Raw genomic sequence first — 17,870 nt, forward strand, 5'->3', positions numbered from 1 at the left:
AATGAGTGAAATGAGAATGTACGATTATTTAGTACCAAGTGTTAACTTTATGGGTGCAAATTCAATATCAGTAGTTGGAGAAAGATGTAAAATATTAGGTGGAAAGAAAGCTTTAATAGTTACAGATAAATTTTTAAGAAGTTTAAAAGGTGGAGCAGTTGAATTAACTGAAAAATACTTAAAAGAAGCAGGAATAGAAGTTGCTTACTATGATGGTGTTGAACCAAATCCAAAGGATACAAATGTTAAAGATGGTTTAAAAGTATACCAAGATGAAAAGTGTGACATGATAATCACTGTTGGTGGAGGAAGCTCACACGATTGTGGTAAAGGAATAGGTATTGCAGCTACACATGAAGGAGATCTTTATGATTATGCTGGAATAGAAACTTTAACTAATGCATTACCACCAATTGTTGCAGTTAACACTACAGCAGGAACTGCAAGTGAAGTTACAAGACACTGTGTTATAACAAATACAAAAACTAAAGTTAAGTTCGTTATAGTTAGCTGGAGAAACTTACCATTAGTTTCAATCAATGACCCATTATTAATGGTTGGAAAGCCAGCAGGACTTACAGCTGCAACAGGAATGGATGCTTTAACTCATGCTGTAGAAGCATACGTATCAAAGGATGCTAATCCTGTAACAGATGCTGCTGCAATTCAAGCAATTAAATTAATATCAAACAACTTAAGACAAGCAGTTGCTTTAGGAACTAACTTAGAAGCTAGAGAAAATATGGCATACGGTTCATTATTAGCTGGTATGGCATTTAACAATGCTAATTTAGGATATGTACATGCTATGGCTCACCAATTAGGTGGATTATACGATATGCCTCATGGAGTAGCAAACGCTATGCTTCTTCCACATGTTGAAAAGTACAACTTAATAGCTAACCCACAAAAATTTGCTGATATAGCAGAATTCATGGGAGAAAATATTGAAGGATTATCAGTTATGGATGCTGCTCAAAAAGCAATCGATGCAATGTTCAGATTATCAGGTGATGTAGGAATTCCTGCAAGACTTAGAGATATGGGCGTTAAAGAAGAAGATTTCGAATACATGGCTGAAATGGCATTAAAAGATGGTAATGCTTTCTCAAACCCAAGAAAAGGTAATGAAAAAGATATAGTTAACATATTTAAAGCTGCATTCTAATTTGTAATATATAATGTAACACTTATAATGGAAGCTATTATATAAACAATATAAGCCCCTTTAAATACTTAAAGGGGCTTATATTATGAAAAGTTTTAAACCTAGGAGGAATTTACATATGGATATATCAACCTTTATGGCTGAATTAATAGGAACGGCACTTTTAGTTTTACTAGGTGATGGTGTAGTTGCAAACGTTGTACTTAAAAAATCAAAAGGGTTTAGTTCTGGCTGGATGGTTATTGCATCAGGATGGGCCTTTGCAGTAGGAGTACCTGCATACATGTTTGGAAGTATAAGTGGAGCACACTTTAATCCAGCTGTAACTATAGCCTTTGCAGTTACAGGAAAGTTCCCATGGAGTCAAGTACCAATATATCTTTTAGCTCAATTACTTGGAGCTTTTATAGGAGCAGCACTTGTACTTTTATCATATTACAATCATTTTGAAGCTACAGAAGATAAAGCTACTAAGCTTGGAGTATTTTGTACAGCTCCAGAAATAAGAAATACTAAATGGAACTTTGTTACAGAATTTATAGGAACTTTTGTATTAATGTTTGGTATTATCGGAATTACTGCACATCCATTTGCAGATGGACTTCAACCTCTTGCTATAGCTATTCTTATATGGGCTATTGGATTATGTTTAGGAGGTCCTACAGGATATGCAATTAATCCAATTAGAGATTTTGGACCAAGACTTGCTCACTTTATATTACCTGTACCAGGTAAGGGTGGATCAGATTGGAGATACGCTTGGATACCAGTTGTTGCTCCAATATTAGGTGCCATAGCAGGGGCTATTGCATATGGTGTTATATTTTAATAAAGTTTTATAAGTATATATTAAATTTAAAAGTGGCTAAAGCCACTTTTTTGTTATGTAATTTTAATTATATAAAATATAGAAAAGTTTTAAATTTAGCTTTTAATTTGTGGTAAATAAGGGTACAATTAAACTATAATGTTAAGTAAGACGCTTAAGTATAAGGAGGAATTGAAATGGATAAAGAATTAAATAAATGTGGATGTGGAAATCACGAACATAATGAAGGACATGAATGTTGCGGGGGACACGGACATGATCATGGACACGATCATGAATGTGGATGTGGAGAAGACCATCACGAACATTTTGTTGTAGATTTAGTAGATGATGAAGGAAATACTATATCATGCCCAATTATAGATGCTTTTGAATTTGAAGGAAATGAATATGTTTTAGCTAAAAACATGGAAGATGAATCAGTATATCTATTCAGAGCTTCAGAAGAAAATGAAGAATTAGTAGTTCCTGAAGAAGATGAATTCGAAAGAGTTTCAACATATTACAACGAAACATTAGTAGAAGAATAGGAAATAAATAAAGAGAGTGGTGTTACCACTCTCTTTTGTGAATATATTAAAGTGTATCAATTTATAAAAAACATGGTATAGTCATTATTAGGTAAAGAAGGTGTAAGAATATGAAATATGCAGATTTACATATACATTCTACCTTTTCTGATGGCAAGCTAACACCAGAACAAATATTAGAGGATGCTTTAAAAAAAGGAATAAAATATATTTCTATAACTGATCATGACACAATAGATTCGCAATATATAACTAAAAAATCTAATAATGGGGTAATTGTAATACCTGGTATTGAACTAAGTAGTGAAATAGATGATTTTGAGATTCATATATTAGGGTATTTTATTGATGTAGATGATATTAAACTTAATGAAATAGTAAAATCTTTAAAAGAAGCAAGGGTTAGCAGAGTAAAATTGATAGTTAAAAAACTTAAAGATGAGGGGATAAACCTAGATCTTGAAGATATTATAAAGGATAACTCTTCAATTGGTAGAGCTCATATTGCAAATGAAATTGTAAGATGTGGATATGAGGAGAATTTTAAGAGTGCATTTTCAAAGTATTTACTTAAAGGAAAACCAGCCTATGTAAGAGGAAGAAAGCTTACTTATAAGGAAGCTTTAAAAGCCATTAATGATTCAAAGGGTATTGCTGTACTTGCACATCCTGGTAAGATATATAGGAGTATGGCCATTGAAAAAATAATAAAAGAATTAAAGTGTTATGGATTAAAAGGAATTGAGGTATATCATCCAAGTCACACTAAGGAACAGATTAATTTACTTTATAATTTAAGTAAAAAGTATAAGCTTTTAATAGCTGGAGGAAGCGATTTTCATGATGAATCAAATAGAGAGATGAGTATTGGTTCTGAAGGTATAAATGAAGCATTATTAAATAAATTAATTAATAGTAGATGCAATAAGTAAAAGGGGCGAAAAGACAATGAAATTATCTAATAGAGCAATGAATATATCAGCATCAATAACATTAGAAATTACTGCTAAAGCTAAAGAACTAAAAAATAGCGGTGTAGATGTAATTAGTTTTGGGGTTGGTGAACCAGATTTTAATACTCCTTCAAATATAATAGAAGAAGCACATAAAGCTATGGTGGAAGGAAAAACAAAATATACAGAAGTAGCTGGAGTTAAAGATCTTAGAGAAGAGATTTGTAGAAAGCTTAAAAAAGATAATAACTTAGATTATTCTATAGATCAAATAATTGTTTCAAATGGAGCAAAGCAGTGTTTAGCTAATGCTTTTATGGCAATATTAAATGAAGGTGATGAGGTAGTAGTTCCTAGACCTTACTGGGTAAGCTATCCAGAACTAATTAAGCTAGCAGTTGGAGTTCCTGTATATGCAGACTCTAGTGAAGAAGAGAATTTCAAGTATACAATTAAAGCTTTAGAGGCAAAAGTAACAGATAAAACAAAGGCTATAATAATAAATAGTCCTAATAATCCAACTGGTACAATTTATAGAAAAGAAGAACTTTTAGAACTTGCGAAATTTTGTGAAGATCATGATATAATAATAATTTCAGATGAAATATATGAAAAGTTAATATATGATGGAGAAGAACATATAAGTATAGCATCATTAACTAAATATGCTTATGAAAATACTATTGTAATAAATGGGTTATCAAAATCATCAGCAATGACTGGCTGGAGAATTGGTTATGCAGCTGCAAGTAGAGAAATCATAAAGTTAATGACTAGTATACAAAGTCATATGACTTCTAATATAAACTCTATGTCACAATATGCAGCAATTGAAGCATTAAGAAATTCAGAAGAAAGTCTAAAGGTTATGGTAAAAGAGTTTAATAACAGAAGACTATGTATGATAGAGCGACTAAATCATATTAAAAATATTAAATATATTGTTCCAAAGGGTGCATTCTATGTAATGATAGACGTAAGTAATTTTTATGGAAAGAAGATAAATGGCACATTAATTCAAGGCTCTCTAAGTTTTTCAAAAGAATTATTAGAGGAAGAAAAGGTTGCAGTGGTTCCAGGCATTGGATTTGGAGTTGATAATTATATAAGATTATCTTATGCAACTTCAAAAGAAAATATAGAAGAGGGAATAAATAGAATAGAAAAATTTCTTCAAAAATTAAGTTAATAAAGAGATGATTAACCTCCATGGTTAATCATCTTTCTTTTTAATGAAAAAAGTTATTAAATTTACAAATATGATAGAAATAATAGTAGATTAAATTTAATAATGATAGAAATTTATAGTAAAAATATTATATAATATATATAATGACGTTATATTTGGAGGAAATTATGATAAAATTAGCAATGTTTGATGTAGATTTTACTATAACAAAAAAAGAAACACTTATGCAATTTTTTAAATATATGATACATAAAGATAAAAAGAATTTAAGGTTTTTACCAAGAGCTATTTTTTCAGGAGTTATGTATGGTGTTAGGGTTTATGATGAAAAAAGAGTTAAGGAAGCATTCTTAAAGTTTATAGATGGCATTGATGAAAAAGATTTAGCTATATTAGTAAAAGATTTTTATAAAGATGTTTTGAGTAATATTTTATATGATGATGCTATAAAGATGATGAGAGACTTAAAAAAACAAGGCTATAAAATATATTTAATATCAGCATCACCTGAATTTTACTTAAATGAATTCTATCAATATAAGGAAGTAGATAAGATAATAGGAACTAAGTTTAAGTTTAAAGATAAGAAATTTATTAGAGAGATGGATGGATGTAATTGTAAGGGTGAAGAAAAAGTTAAAAGATTAATGGAAGAATTAAAAAAAGACAATATAGAGGTAGATTTTAAAGATTCGTATATGTTCTCAGATTCTTTATCAGACAAACCATTACTTGATTTAGTAGGTCATCCATATTTAATAAATTTTAAAAAGCAAAATGATATAGAAATACTTAAGTGGAAATAACTATAAAGCTAATTTAAATATCTACTTAGGTATTTTATTAGCTTTAAGATAACAATGAAGTCAACAAGTAGATATTAATAAGTTAGTATATAAATAATTAATCTAAAAATAAGCCGTGCTAATTAGCACGGCTTAATATTTTACTTACTCATAACTGAATGTGTAAGTGGTGGTATAACTTGTTTCTTTCTTGAAAGAACTCCTGGTAAGAATGCCGTTGAATCTTCAAGTTGAATTCCAAATGCTTTTTCAACTATTTCAGGTTTCTTTCCAGCTACAAGTATTTGTGAACCTTCGTTTAATATGTCAGTTAATAATAACATAACCATATCAAAGTTAGCTTCTTCAGCTTTTTTATTCATATATTGTAACATTTCATCTTTTAAAGGCATAAATCCTTCAATATCCATTGTATTAACTTGAGCAACACCTATTTTAATATCACCCATAGTAAATGGTTTGAAATCTTGATTGAATATTTGTTCAACTGTTTTACCTTGTAAAGATGTACCAGCTTTAAACATTTCTTTAGCAAATTTTTCTATATTAATACCAGCTATTTCAGCAAGTTTATTACAGATATATTTGTCTTGTTCTGTGCAAGTTGGGCTTCTGAATAATAATGTATCAGAAATTATTGCACCACATAATAAACCAGCAATCTCCTTTGAAGGTCTAATTCCATTTTCGAAGTAGCATTTTGCAACGATTGAAGATGTACTTCCTATTGGCTCATTTCTAAAGAAGATTGGATTGTTTGTTTGAATATCAGCAACTCTGTGGTGATCGATGATTTCAAGAACTTCTGCTTCTTCAAGTCCAGGAACTGATTGAGCTCTTTCATTATGGTCAACTTGAATGACTTTTTTCTTGAAGTTTGAAATTAAGTGGTATCTTGAAATTGTTCCAATAACCTTTCCATCTATATCAATAACAGGATAGCTTCTGTATCTAGTTTCAAGCATTGTTCCTTTAACATCTTCAACTAAATCATCAGTAGAAAATGATACTAAATCATCCTTAATCATAACAAATCTTACAGGAATACTCTGTATGATAAGTCTTGATGTTGTAAATGAATCATGTGGAGTTGATATTACAGTGATACCAGCTTCTTTAGCCTTATCTAATAGTTCATCATTTAATACAGTTGAACCAGTTAAAATCATTAAAGAAACTTTTTCATTTATAACTTCTTCTTGTATTTCAGGTCTGTCACCAAGAATTACTATATCACCTTCTTCAACATGCTCTTTCATTGAATCAGGTTGCATAGCAGCAACACATATTTTACCAGGGAAAGTTTTAGTATTTTCATTTACATAAAAAGCTTTCGCTGATAATGTATCGATTATATTATCGATAGTTGTTTCACTTTTACTTAGAATTTTATTATCCCATATATCCATATAGGATGATGTTAAGTTAGAAACTGATAAAATTCCTATAAGGTGATCATTTGCATCACCAACAGGTATAGTTTTAACGTTCTTATCTCTCATTATATTCCAAGCCATTTTTAAAGATATATCAGATGATATAGGGCTGATGTTATCTATCTTTAAATCTTCAACTTTTAATTTTACTGTCTCTAAAAACTCAGGTGCTTCAACATTGAAGTAATCTAAAATGAATTGAGTTTCTCTACTAACGTTTCCTAATCTAACTGGAACAGCTGGTATTTCACCTACTTTATTTTTAAATGCAGCATATGAAATAGCAGCACAGATTGAATCTGAATCTGGATTTCTGTGTCCAGTAACATATATTACGTTTTTCAAAGACATTACCTCCTTTATCTTATGAAATTACAGTATAATTGTACGACCTAAATAAAAAAATGTAAAGTAAGTTATGGCAAAACTTTTCATAAGTTAACAACTTTTAAATATATATATATAAGAATGCTTAAAAAGGAGGAATTATTAAGGTGATACAGGAACAAAATATGATTCCAGGACTTACAACGAAAGAGGCAGAAAAAAGGATGAAAAGTTTTGGTTTAAATGAGCTTGAACATAAGAGCAAGGCATCTCCAGTTAAGATTTTTTTATCACAGTTTAATGATTTTATGGTATGGGTATTAATAGGAGCTACTGTAATATCAGGATTTATGGGAGATACTGCAGATGCAATAACTATACTTATTATAGTTATAGTGAATGCATTTTTAGGGTTCTTTCAAGAGTTTAAAACTGAAAAATCCTTAGAAGCTTTAAAAGATATGGCAGCACCAACCTGTAAGGTATACAGAGATGGAAGGATAAGTGTAATAAACTCAAAATATCTTACAATAGGGGATATTGTTATATTAGAGGCTGGAGATAGGATACCAGCAGATGGGGAGTTTTTAGAAGCTTCTGGAGTTGTTGTGGATGAATCTCTTTTAACAGGAGAATCTGTTGGAGTAAACAAAGATGCTAACAAAGGACATAATTCTGGTTTCATGGGCACAAATGTTTTAAAGGGTAAAGGACTCTTTAAAGTTATTGAAATTGGTATGAAAACTGAAATGGGTAAGATTGCAAATCTTCTACAAAATATTGAAGAAGAAAAATCACCACTTAAAGAGAAGTTAGATTCACTTGGGAAAATACTAGTAATACTATGTTTAATCATATGTGTTATAGTTACAGTATTAGGTATTTTAAGAGGAAATGAAGCTGGTGAGATGTTTATGCTAGGGGTTTCTTTAGCAGTAGCTGCAATTCCAGAAGGACTAGCTGCTATAGTAACAGTTGCATTGGCACTTGGGGTTTCTAAAATGTTAAAGAGAAATGCATTAGTTAGAAAGCTTCCAGCAGTTGAAACTTTGGGCTGTACTTCTGTAATTTGTTCTGATAAAACAGGAACGTTAACACAAAATAAGATGACAGTTAGAGAAGTTTATATTAATGATAAGATAGTAGAATTACAAAAAGAAAATATTAATAATGTAAAAGGAATAGAAAAATTAAAGAGTGCCTTAGTACACTGTAATGATTGCCAGTTAGATAAAAAGAGTAAAAAATTAGATAAAGCACTATTTGGAGATCCAACTGAAACTGCATTAGTTAGAATGTTTTTTGATAAGGTTTCAGATGTTAAAGACTTTACTGATAAAGTACAAAGAGTATTTGATATACCATTTGATTCAACCAGAAAAATGATGTCTGTAATAGTAAAAGAAAATGATAGAGAAATATGTTATATAAAAGGTGCTCCAGAGAGAATAATTGAAAAGAGTAATTATATATATGAAGATGGAATTGTAAAGCCTTTAACCTATCAAAAGAAAAAGCTGATAAGTAATTCATTAGAGGCTATGTCTTCAAGGGCATTAAGATGTATTGGAGCTGCATACAAGGTTGATGGATTAGTAAAAAATGAAAAGCTTGAAAATGATTTAATATTCATAGGTCTTGCAGGAAGTATAGATCCACCAAGAGCGGAAGCAAGAGATGCTGTATTAAAATGTAAGCTTGCTGGAATAAAGCCAGTAATGATTACAGGAGATCATAAAAATACTGCTCTTGCAATTGCAAAATCTTTAAACATATGTAAGAATGAAGAGCAAGTTTTAACTGGAAAAGAAATAGAAGGTATGACAGATAAGGAGCTTTACAATAAGGTAAATAATACACGAGTATTTGCAAGAGTATCTCCTAATCATAAATTAAGGATTGTAAAAGCATTTAAGTCAAGAGGTAATATAGTTGCAATGACTGGAGATGGAGTTAATGATGCTCCAGCAATTAAAGAAGCTGATATTGGAATATCAATGGGTATATCAGGGACTGATGTAACAAAGGAAGCTTCAGCAATGATATTAATGGATGATAATTTTAATACAATTGTAGCTGCTGTAGAAGAGGGAAGAGTTATATATGATAATATAAGAAAATTTATAAGATATCTTTTATCATGTAATTTAGGGGAAGTTTTAACAATGTTTTTAGCTACTTTATTTATGTTACCGAATCCTCTTACTCCAATACAAATATTATTTGTAAATTTAGCAACGGATGGACTTCAAGCAATAGCTTTAGGTGTAGATCCAGCAGATAGCGATATAATGAGGCAACAACCTAGAGAGAAGAAAGAAGGGATATTTGCAAGAGGACTTACAGAGAAAATCCTTATAAGAGGTACTTTAATTGGGATATGTACATTGCTTTCATTTATGGTAGGAAGATATTATAGAATGGACCTTGAGACATGTAGAACAATAGCGCTTTCAACACTTATAATGTCACAATTATTCCATGTATTTGAATGTAGATCAGAAAGACATTCAATATTTGAAATTAAATTATTTACTAACCCGTATTTAGTTGGAGCAGTTGCTATTTCTATATCAATGCTTCTTGCAATATTATATCTGCCATTTTTAAGAGGTATATTCCATACAGTGCCTTTAATGATAAATCATTGGGCAATAGTAGCATTCTTCTCAGGAGTAATAGCGTTTATAAATAGTGTATATTTATTTATAAAAACAAAATAAAGTATTAAAGGGGGCTGGGTAATTTCAGTCCCTTTTTAATTAGAAAAAATCTTAGTATTAGGATATAATTAAAATAAAATATTTAAGAGGTGATTTACATGATAAAACATATAGTAATGTGGAAATTAAAAGATGAATGTAGAGAAGAAAATGCAAAGAAAATAAAGGAATTATTAGAGAATTTAACTGGAATTATAAAAGAAATAAAAAATATAGAAGTTGGAATAAATATAAATAAAAGTGATGCAGCTATGGATGTAGTTCTTTATTCAGAGTTTAATAATTTAGAAGACTTAGATATATATCAAAATCATCCAGAACACGTCAAGGCTGGAAGTTTTGTAAAATCAGTAGCAACAGAAAGAAAAGTTTGTGATTTTGAAGTATAAAATTTAAATATACAAAAAAATAACCCCATTAAGTAAATTGGATACAGTATTTAAACTGTGTTTACTTAATGGGGTATATTTTATTCTAACTTTTTTACCTTTGTCTCATTCTTGAAGCTGTTTGTCTAGCTTTTTTAATTTGTGAATGATCGATTGGAATTAAGTCTCTCTTTGTAGTTAAGTTAAGGATGTTTTGAATTTGAATTACCTCTGAATCAGCCTTACCCTTAATACCTTTAAGACCCATTATCATAACTTTATGACCTTTATTTAATTGAATGAAGTCAGGTTTTTTAAACCATCTCTTTTTATTGTATCTGCATTTTGTAGCACCTCTACCTGCATCAGGTTTAAGTATTATGTCAACAACTAATTTATGAAAAATTATATAATTCTTTTCTTCAGTTTTAACTGAGATAATAGTTCCTGCAGCACTTGTTATTCTATCACCATATTTTTCGAAATAAGAATCTCTAAAATATTTATCAAATTTATCTTTTAATCCCATAAAAAAATTCTCCTTTTTAAAAAAATAAGTCCGTTTTTGGAAAAATCCATTATAACATCTAGTATTATAACATAAATAAAAAATTAATAAAATATAAAATTACCAGAACAATACCTTGTTATATAGTTCTTTAGAGAATTTATAGGAGTATTTTAATCCGTAATGAAGGAATAAATTTGCAGCTAGAATAATAAAGAGAATATATAGGGAAAGTTTGATATTAATTTTAATTAGGAGATTTATATATGCACGATTTTAACAAAATAGAGATTACCTCAAAGGATATAGTTAGAATAGCTAAAGAAATGATATGTAAAAAAAGAAGATTAGTAATTATTAATGGATATATAAATGAAAATAAAGAGAATGTTATATGCTATAACTTTGATATTGATGGAAAAATAGATACATACACTATAGTTGGAGAAAAAGAGATACCATCAATAACAACAATATACGAGGCATCAGCTAGATGGTGCGAAGAAGAGATTGAGGAAATGATGGAAGTTAGATTTATAGGACTCAATAGAAGTGGAAGATTATTTTTGCCGGAAGAATTTAAAGAAGGGGAAGGTCAAATATTAATAATGCCTTTAGAAGAACTTAAAAAATTAAAGGAAAAATAGGAGGTAATAAATGAGTTATATTGTACCACTGGGTCCATATCATCCATCTCTTGAAGAGCCTATACACGTAAAGCTTTTTACAGAAGGGGAAATAATAAAAGATTCAGAAGTATTTATTGGCTACAACCATAGGGGAATAGAGAAGTTATGTGAAGAGAAAAATTATATACAAACAATAACTTTAGTAGAGAGAGTTTGTGGAATTTGTTCACACTCGCATACATTAGCATATTGCTTAGCACTAGAAAAAATTTTAGACATTAAAGTTCCAAAACGGGGAGATTATATAAGAGTTATTATCTGCGAACTTGAAAGACTACATTCACACTTTTTATGGCTTGGGCTTGCAGCACATATAATTGCCTTTGATTCATTATTTATGATGTGTTTTAAAACAAGGGAGAAAATAATGGATATATTAGAGGAAGTGTCAGGAAATAGAGTAAATTATGCTATGAATATTATTGGTGGAAGTAGAAGAGATATAGATATTGATAAAATTTCAAAGATTAAGAGTATGTTAGAAGAAGTTAAAGAAGAACATAAAAAAATAACTCAAATATATAGTGAAGATAAAATTGTAGAGCTTAGAACTAAAGGTGTAGGAATACTCACTAAAGATGATGCAATAGTTTATGGAGCTTGTGGACCTCATGGTAGGGCATCAGGAATGAAAGATGATGTAAGGGTTTTAGATCCTTATTGCTCCTATGAAGATTTTGATTTTAGATCAATAACATTAAATGATGGAGATGTATTTTCTAGAGTTCTCTTAAGAATATTAGAGATAAATGAAAGTATAAAAATAATAGAACAAGCATTAGAAAATTTACCAGATACAGAAATAAATTTAGGAATTAAAATGAGGAAAATTCCTAAGGGCGAGTATCTATCAAGGATTGAGGCTCCAAGAGGTGAAGTGACTTATTATGTAGTATCAAATGGTGGACAAACAAACGGAAGAGTTAATATACATGTGCCTACATTTAAAAATGCAGCAACAGTGCCTATTATGCTTAAAGAAAATACAATCAGTGAAGCTGGACTTATAGTTGCAAGTATTGATCCATGTTTTTCATGTTTAGATAGGTAATATATATGCATGAGCTTTCGGTAACTAAAAGTATATTAAATATCTGTGAGAATGAAGCGGCTGTAGGTAATTTTAAGAAGATAAATAAAATAAATTTATGTGTTGGAGAAATAACAGGGCTAGTTCCAGATTGTATAAATTATTATTTTAATATTATAAGTAAAGGTACAATTGCAGAAGATGCTGTAATAAATATAAAAAAGATAAACATAAAGATAAATTGCCTAGATTGCAAATATGAAGGAGTAATGGAGAAGAGAGAGTATTTATGTCCCAATTGTAATGGGAGAAAATTTAAGATATTAAATGGTAAGGAATTTTATTTAGAAAGTATTGAGGTGGATTAAATGGAAATAAAAATAGTAAAGCAAATAATGGATTGGAATGAAGAGTGTCACAGTGAATTAAATAATAAGTTAGATAACAATAAAGTTACTATGATAAATGTTATGGGGTCTCCTGGTGCTGGAAAGACTACATTTATATTAAATCTTATAAGAGAATTTAAAAGAGAAGGACTAAAAGTTGGCGTGATAGAGGGAGATATCGCAGGAAAAATAGATGCGGAAAAAATAGCAAAAGAAGGTATTGAAGTTGTTCAATTAAATACAGAGGGTGCATGCCATATTGAAGCAGAATCAATTAAGAATATATTACCAAGTTTCGATTTAAAATCATTAGATTTAATTATAGTAGAAAATATTGGGAACTTAGTTTGTCCAGCTGAATTTAATATAGGAGAGCATTTAAAAATAGCTTTATTATCTGTTCCAGAAGGTGATGATAAAGTTGAAAAGTATCCATTGATGTTTGCAAACTCAGATGGATTGATAATAACAAAGAGTGATTTAAAAGATTATTTTGAATTTAGCTATAGCAAGGTTTTTGATGATGCAATAAAAAGAAATGGAAAGATAAGAACTTTTGCAGTTAACTCTAAAATCGATGGATGCTTAAGTGAAGTAAAGGAATGGATTTTAAGTAAAAGAAATAAATCTTAGGAGGATGTTTATGAGGAAATTAAGAAAAATAATACCGGTTTGGATTATTTTATTTATATTTTGGATTGGGTTTACTCTTCAAGATTTCACTTTGACATCAATAAATGTAACAGAAATAGTAGTTGGATTAGTAATATCTTTCTTAGTCAGTGCTTTAACATCTTTGTACTTACTAGAAAATATTTCTTTTAAATTTAGGAAAAAAGGAGCATTAATTGGAATAATTAGGTTTATACCAATTTATTTGTTAGAACTTATTTATGCAAATATAGATGTAGCTAAAAAAGCATTATCTAAAGATATAGATGTATCTCCAGGAATAATTAAATATAAGACAGATTTAGAGTCAGATATGGGACTATATATATTATCAAATTCTATTACATTGACACCAGGAACAATAACTATGGATATATATGAGGAAGATTTAAAAACTAACCTTTATATACATTGTATTGATGTAAAAGATAAACAAGGTGTTATAAATGGTATTAAAAATAAGCTAGAGAACAATATTAGGAGGTTTTTAAGTTGATAGATTCCATAATGATTATAGTTGAAATATTGTTAGGCTTATTAGCAGTTTCTCTTTTATATAAGGTTTTTAAAGGACCAACAATTATAGATAGGGTAATGTGTGCTGATTGTATAGATATAATACTTGGAGTACTAATGGTAGTATATGGAGCTAAAGAAGAAAGAGCATTGTTTGTAGATTTAGGGCTTGTATTAACTCTATTAGGATTTGTAGGAACAGTTTTGATATGCAAATATCTGGAGGGAAAATTATGATTATAAATTTTATAATTGGTGCATTGATTATTATTGGTATGTTTTTCATTATAGCAGGAGTTATTGGGATATTTAGATTTAAAGATGTATTTTGTAGATTACAGGCTTCAACTAATATATCTACATTAGGAGCTATGTCAATTTTAATTGCTTGTTCAATATATGGATTTTCAAATAATGATATTTCTCTTGGCATGAAGTGTATTATAATAACAATATTTTTACTAATTACTAATCCAGTTGCATCTCATGCAATGACAAGAGCTGCTTATAAAAAGGAAGCTAAGTTATGTGATGAAACTATATGTGACGAATATGGTGGAAGGAAGTAGTATTATGAATTGGTTTAGTTTGCTAAATTTTATAATTATGATTGGAATAATTATAGCTGGAATAGTAGTTTATTTACTGGATGATTTACTTCCATGTATTATTGCAATGGCTGCTCTTGGAGCATTTATGGCTCTTGAATTTTTAATATTAGGAGCACCTGATGTTGCTATAGCTGAAGGTGCAGTTGGAGCTGTGATAACTCCTTTAATTTTCATTGTAACTCTTAAAAAAGTAAGAGGGGAAGAGAAAAAATGAAAAAAATTATAGTTAAGATTTCTATTATTATAATATCTCTTAGTTTTTTATCAGTAGCTATTGAGATGCAGGGGATGGGATCAACATATGATGGAACTGGAGAAACTATAGTTAAAAATACAATTGAGAAAACAGGCGCTATAAATACTGTTACTGCAACAGTATTTGATTTTAGAGGATATGATACCTTAGGTGAATCCTTTGTACTTTTTACTGCAATTTGTGGAACAACAGCAGTTCTTAGAAAAGCTTTGAAAAAAGGAGATGAATCTAATGGAAGGTAAAGAAAAGGATATAATTGTTAAAATATGTGGAAGTATAATATTACCTTTAGCATTGCTACTTGGGATTTATATAATACTACATGGGCATTTAAGCCCTGGTGGAGGATTTCAAGGAGGAGTAATAATTGCAAGTGCTGTGTCTATATATTATGTAGCATATGGAAGAGAAAAAACATTAAAAATGTTTAATAGCAAAAGACTTAGTAGAATGGAGGAGTTTGGAGCCTTAACATTTATTTTTATTGCATCTCTTGGAGTAATTTATGGAGTATCATTCTTTTCAAATATATTAAGCAAGGGGAATGTTGGAAATATATTCTCATCAGGAACTGTATTTTTTATGAACTTTGCAGTTGGATATAAAGTTTTAGCTGGAATATCTGTTTTAATACTCGTTGTTATTTCATCATTAAAAGGAGAGGAGGAGAGGGATGACTATTAATTATCTAGGCGGATTTTTTCTTATAGTCCTTGGATTAGTAATCATTATTTCAAAAAAGAACCTAATAAAAATAGTTATTGGAATGGGATTATTAGATTATGGAATAAACTTAATACTAATAAGTGTTGGATATAGAATTAATGGAACAGCACCAATATTTTTAAATGGAGTGAAAGATAATAGTGGATTTGTTGATCCTATACCTCAGGCACTAACTCTTACATCAATTGTTATAGGAGCATGTGTAACTACTCTTTCTCTTGCAATAGTTATGAAAATTAAGAAGTACTATAATTCTATTAATGCAGATGAGGTTAGGAGGCTTAAAGGATGAGTACCAGTTCTAATTTACCAGTTATATCTATAATGATTCCGTTTATTGCTGCATTTATAATTGGGCTCATTAAAGAAAAAAATATACAAATAAAAAGAGTAATTTCAATTTTTGCATCTCTTTTATCGTTTATAACTACTTTACTTATGATAAAGCCAATTTTTATAGAAAATAAGATATTAGAATATTGGATGGGAGGATGGGAACCAATAGATGGAGCATCTATTGGAATAGCATTAAGAGTAGATGCCCTCTCTTTATTTGTTGGAATAATAATTACTGGAGCTTGTCTTATATCATCCATTTATTCTATACGATATATGGAAGAGGATAATGGATTATCTAAATATTATATGTTATCAATGCTACTAACAGGTAGTATGATTGGCTTTGTATTTACTGGTGACTTATTTAATATGTATGTAATGTTAGAGATTATGACAATAGCTGCTATATCATTAACTGCATTTAGAAACCATAAAGGAAAAGCTCTTGAGGCAAGTTTTAAATATGTGGTTATTGGAGGACTTGGGTCATCTTTTATACTTCTTGGAACTGTTCTTTTATATATGGAGACTCATACCCTAAATATACTAGATATATCTAGTAAGTTATCACAAAATGGAGGAGTATATAGCAAAGTAAGTATATTAGCTTTTGTTATGCTTATTGTGGGATATGCAGTTAAAGCTTTTATGGTACCTTGTCATACTTGGCCACCGGATGCTCATATGTCTGCACCATCTTCAATTTCAATGTTATTATCAGGAGTTATGAGTAAAACAGGAGTTTATGGAGTAATTAGAATTTTATTTTTAATATTTTCTTTTACTACAAATAATGCGATAGCCTATTTAATAATAGCATGGGGAATTATAACAATGATACTTGGAGTAACTATGGCATTACTTCAAAGTGATTTCAAAAGACTCTTGGCATTCCATTCTGTATCGCAAATAGGATATATAATAATTGGAATTGGTGTGGCTTTATTTGCGAATGATTGGAGAGGAGACATTGGACTTGCATCATCATTGTTCCATATGATAAATCATGCAAGTTTTAAATGTTTATTATTTTTATGTGCTGGTGCAATTCTTTATAGAACTGGCACAACTAATTTAGATAAGGTCTCTGGTATAGGAAAAAAGATGCCATTTACTATGGGAGTATTTATAGTAGGAGCCTTAGCTATTAGTGGAATACCACCATTTAATGGGTTTAGTTCTAAATGGCTTATTTATTATTCAACTTATAATATTAGAATGCCAATAGTAACAATAGCATGTCTTATTGTTTCAGTTATGACTTTAGCTTCATTTATTAAAGTGTTCTATACAGTTTTTATGGGTACACCTTCAAAAAGTATACTTAAAGTTAAAGAAGTACCTTTTTCAATGAAAGTACCAATGGGACTTCTTGCGGCATGTTGTTTATTATTAGGTTTGTTCTCGGATAATATTATTAAAAATTTTATAAACAAGATTATAGAGAGTATAAGGGGCAGAGCTGTATTTTTAGATTATATTTCTCCATATAATCCTAGTTCATTTTTAATTCTATTTTTCATATTGATACTAGCATTTATAGTACTTCTTAATATTAAAAATACTAGAGTAAGCATAGTACATGAAAATATAGAAAATAGTAAATTTGAACCTTTTGTTGGAGGGGAAGTAGATTACAATTCTAAATTAGGATCACACGATATATTTTGGGGAATGAAATACGAATTTAAGGAATACTTTAATATAATAAGGGATGCTCATAGTGGGTGTGTAAATGATTATGCTCTTTGGGTAGTTTTGACATTAAGCTTTATGCTTGTATATTCTTTTATGTTTATGTAGAA

At 29.6% G+C, this 17,870-nt stretch carries 22 protein-coding genes; 20 read left to right on the plus strand and 2 right to left on the minus strand.

Annotated elements, in window-relative coordinates; translation table 11 throughout:
• Positions 1-10: 10 nt before the first annotated feature.
• From dhaT to JOC62_RS03180, 6 genes are all read left to right on the plus strand, one after another.
• Positions 11-1,168, plus strand: coding sequence for an iron-containing alcohol dehydrogenase (gene dhaT, locus JOC62_RS03155; protein ID WP_204593827.1), 1,158 nt, complete (start codon positions 11-13; stop codon positions 1,166-1,168).
• Between the two features lie 118 nt (positions 1,169-1,286).
• The gene (locus JOC62_RS03160; protein ID WP_207758138.1) at positions 1,287-1,997 is read left to right on the plus strand and encodes an MIP/aquaporin family protein; all 711 of its coding nucleotides are present in this window, start codon (positions 1,287-1,289) and stop codon (positions 1,995-1,997) included.
• Positions 1,998-2,173: 176 nt separating this feature from the next.
• On the plus strand, positions 2,174-2,527 hold the full coding sequence (locus tag JOC62_RS03165; protein ID WP_204593716.1) for a DUF1292 domain-containing protein: 354 nt from the start codon (positions 2,174-2,176) through the stop codon (positions 2,525-2,527).
• Positions 2,528-2,637: 110 nt separating this feature from the next.
• On the plus strand, positions 2,638-3,459 hold the full coding sequence (locus JOC62_RS03170) for a PHP domain-containing protein (protein WP_204593717.1): 822 nt from the start codon (positions 2,638-2,640) through the stop codon (positions 3,457-3,459).
• A 16-nt stretch (positions 3,460-3,475) separates the two neighbouring features.
• A complete protein-coding gene (locus JOC62_RS03175; protein ID WP_204593718.1) occupies positions 3,476-4,669 on the plus strand; it encodes a pyridoxal phosphate-dependent aminotransferase in 1,194 nt (397 codons plus the stop codon).
• Positions 4,670-4,836: 167 nt separating this feature from the next.
• Positions 4,837-5,475 carry an HAD-IB family hydrolase gene (locus JOC62_RS03180; RefSeq protein ID WP_204593719.1) on the plus strand — a complete coding sequence of 213 codons (639 nt, stop codon included), beginning with the start codon at positions 4,837-4,839 and terminating at the stop codon, positions 5,473-5,475.
• A 140-nt stretch (positions 5,476-5,615) separates the two neighbouring features.
• Here the strand turns inward: JOC62_RS03180 and JOC62_RS03185 are convergent, their stop codons facing one another.
• Positions 5,616-7,256 carry a putative manganese-dependent inorganic diphosphatase gene (locus tag JOC62_RS03185; RefSeq protein ID WP_204593720.1) on the minus strand — a complete coding sequence of 547 codons (1,641 nt, stop codon included), beginning with the start codon at positions 7,254-7,256 and terminating at the stop codon, positions 5,616-5,618.
• A gap of 167 nt (positions 7,257-7,423) precedes the next feature.
• On the opposite strand from JOC62_RS03185, the gene JOC62_RS03190 reads away from it, so the two are divergent.
• Both JOC62_RS03190 and JOC62_RS03195 read left to right on the plus strand, forming a co-directional pair.
• Positions 7,424-9,961, plus strand: a complete 2,538-nt coding sequence (locus JOC62_RS03190; RefSeq protein WP_207758142.1) for a calcium-translocating P-type ATPase, PMCA-type — start codon at positions 7,424-7,426, stop codon at positions 9,959-9,961.
• A 98-nt stretch (positions 9,962-10,059) separates the two neighbouring features.
• Positions 10,060-10,350: a Dabb family protein gene (locus JOC62_RS03195; protein ID WP_204593722.1), complete on the plus strand. Its 291-nt coding sequence runs from the start codon at positions 10,060-10,062 to the stop codon at positions 10,348-10,350.
• Between the two features lie 94 nt (positions 10,351-10,444).
• Here the strand turns inward: JOC62_RS03195 and JOC62_RS03200 are convergent, their stop codons facing one another.
• The gene (locus JOC62_RS03200; protein WP_204593723.1) at positions 10,445-10,858 is read right to left on the minus strand and encodes a hypothetical protein; all 414 of its coding nucleotides are present in this window, start codon (positions 10,856-10,858) and stop codon (positions 10,445-10,447) included.
• A gap of 245 nt (positions 10,859-11,103) precedes the next feature.
• On the opposite strand from JOC62_RS03200, the gene JOC62_RS03205 reads away from it, so the two are divergent.
• From JOC62_RS03205 to JOC62_RS03260, 12 genes are read left to right on the plus strand one after another with little or no spacing between them, the layout of a single operon-like run.
• Entirely contained in the window at positions 11,104-11,484 is a 381-nt protein-coding gene (locus tag JOC62_RS03205) for an NADH-quinone oxidoreductase subunit C (RefSeq protein ID WP_204593724.1), read from the plus strand.
• A 10-nt stretch (positions 11,485-11,494) separates the two neighbouring features.
• Positions 11,495-12,577, plus strand: a complete 1,083-nt coding sequence (locus tag JOC62_RS03210; RefSeq protein ID WP_204593725.1) for a hydrogenase large subunit — start codon at positions 11,495-11,497, stop codon at positions 12,575-12,577.
• Between the two features lie 5 nt (positions 12,578-12,582).
• Positions 12,583-12,924 carry a hydrogenase maturation nickel metallochaperone HypA gene (hypA, locus tag JOC62_RS03215; RefSeq protein ID WP_204593726.1) on the plus strand — a complete coding sequence of 114 codons (342 nt, stop codon included), beginning with the start codon at positions 12,583-12,585 and terminating at the stop codon, positions 12,922-12,924.
• Positions 12,925-13,578 carry a hydrogenase nickel incorporation protein HypB gene (hypB, locus tag JOC62_RS03220; protein WP_204593727.1) on the plus strand — a complete coding sequence of 218 codons (654 nt, stop codon included), beginning with the start codon at positions 12,925-12,927 and terminating at the stop codon, positions 13,576-13,578.
• Positions 13,579-13,588: 10 nt separating this feature from the next.
• Positions 13,589-14,113 carry a Na+/H+ antiporter subunit E gene (locus JOC62_RS03225; protein WP_204593728.1) on the plus strand — a complete coding sequence of 175 codons (525 nt, stop codon included), beginning with the start codon at positions 13,589-13,591 and terminating at the stop codon, positions 14,111-14,113.
• Complete coding sequence (locus JOC62_RS03230) at positions 14,110-14,370, plus strand: MrpF/PhaF family protein (protein WP_243424999.1); 261 nt, start codon at positions 14,110-14,112, stop codon at positions 14,368-14,370. Before JOC62_RS03225 ends, JOC62_RS03230 begins: the two co-directional genes overlap by 4 nt.
• A complete protein-coding gene (gene mnhG, locus JOC62_RS03235; protein WP_204593729.1) occupies positions 14,367-14,702 on the plus strand; it encodes a monovalent cation/H(+) antiporter subunit G in 336 nt (111 codons plus the stop codon). Before JOC62_RS03230 ends, mnhG begins: the two co-directional genes overlap by 4 nt.
• A 4-nt stretch (positions 14,703-14,706) precedes the next feature.
• Positions 14,707-14,958, plus strand: a complete 252-nt coding sequence (locus JOC62_RS03240; protein WP_204593730.1) for a Na(+)/H(+) antiporter subunit B — start codon at positions 14,707-14,709, stop codon at positions 14,956-14,958.
• Positions 14,955-15,242 (plus strand): hydrogen gas-evolving membrane-bound hydrogenase subunit E, encoded by a 288-nt coding sequence (mbhE, locus tag JOC62_RS03245; protein WP_204593731.1) that lies wholly within the window; start codon positions 14,955-14,957, stop codon positions 15,240-15,242. The genes JOC62_RS03240 and mbhE overlap by 4 nt, the downstream gene beginning before the upstream one ends.
• Positions 15,232-15,684: an MnhB domain-containing protein gene (locus JOC62_RS03250; RefSeq protein ID WP_204593732.1), complete on the plus strand. Its 453-nt coding sequence runs from the start codon at positions 15,232-15,234 to the stop codon at positions 15,682-15,684. Before mbhE ends, JOC62_RS03250 begins: the two co-directional genes overlap by 11 nt.
• A complete protein-coding gene (locus tag JOC62_RS03255; protein ID WP_204593733.1) occupies positions 15,674-16,018 on the plus strand; it encodes a sodium:proton antiporter in 345 nt (114 codons plus the stop codon). Before JOC62_RS03250 ends, JOC62_RS03255 begins: the two co-directional genes overlap by 11 nt.
• Complete coding sequence (locus JOC62_RS03260; protein ID WP_204593734.1) at positions 16,015-17,868, plus strand: proton-conducting transporter transmembrane domain-containing protein; 1,854 nt, start codon at positions 16,015-16,017, stop codon at positions 17,866-17,868. The genes JOC62_RS03255 and JOC62_RS03260 overlap by 4 nt, the downstream gene beginning before the upstream one ends.
• The last annotated feature ends 2 nt before the right edge of the window (positions 17,869-17,870 follow it).

The organism is Clostridium sardiniense (assembly GCF_016907995.1).
Lineage (GTDB): Bacteria > Bacillota > Clostridia > Clostridiales > Clostridiaceae > Clostridium > Clostridium sardiniense.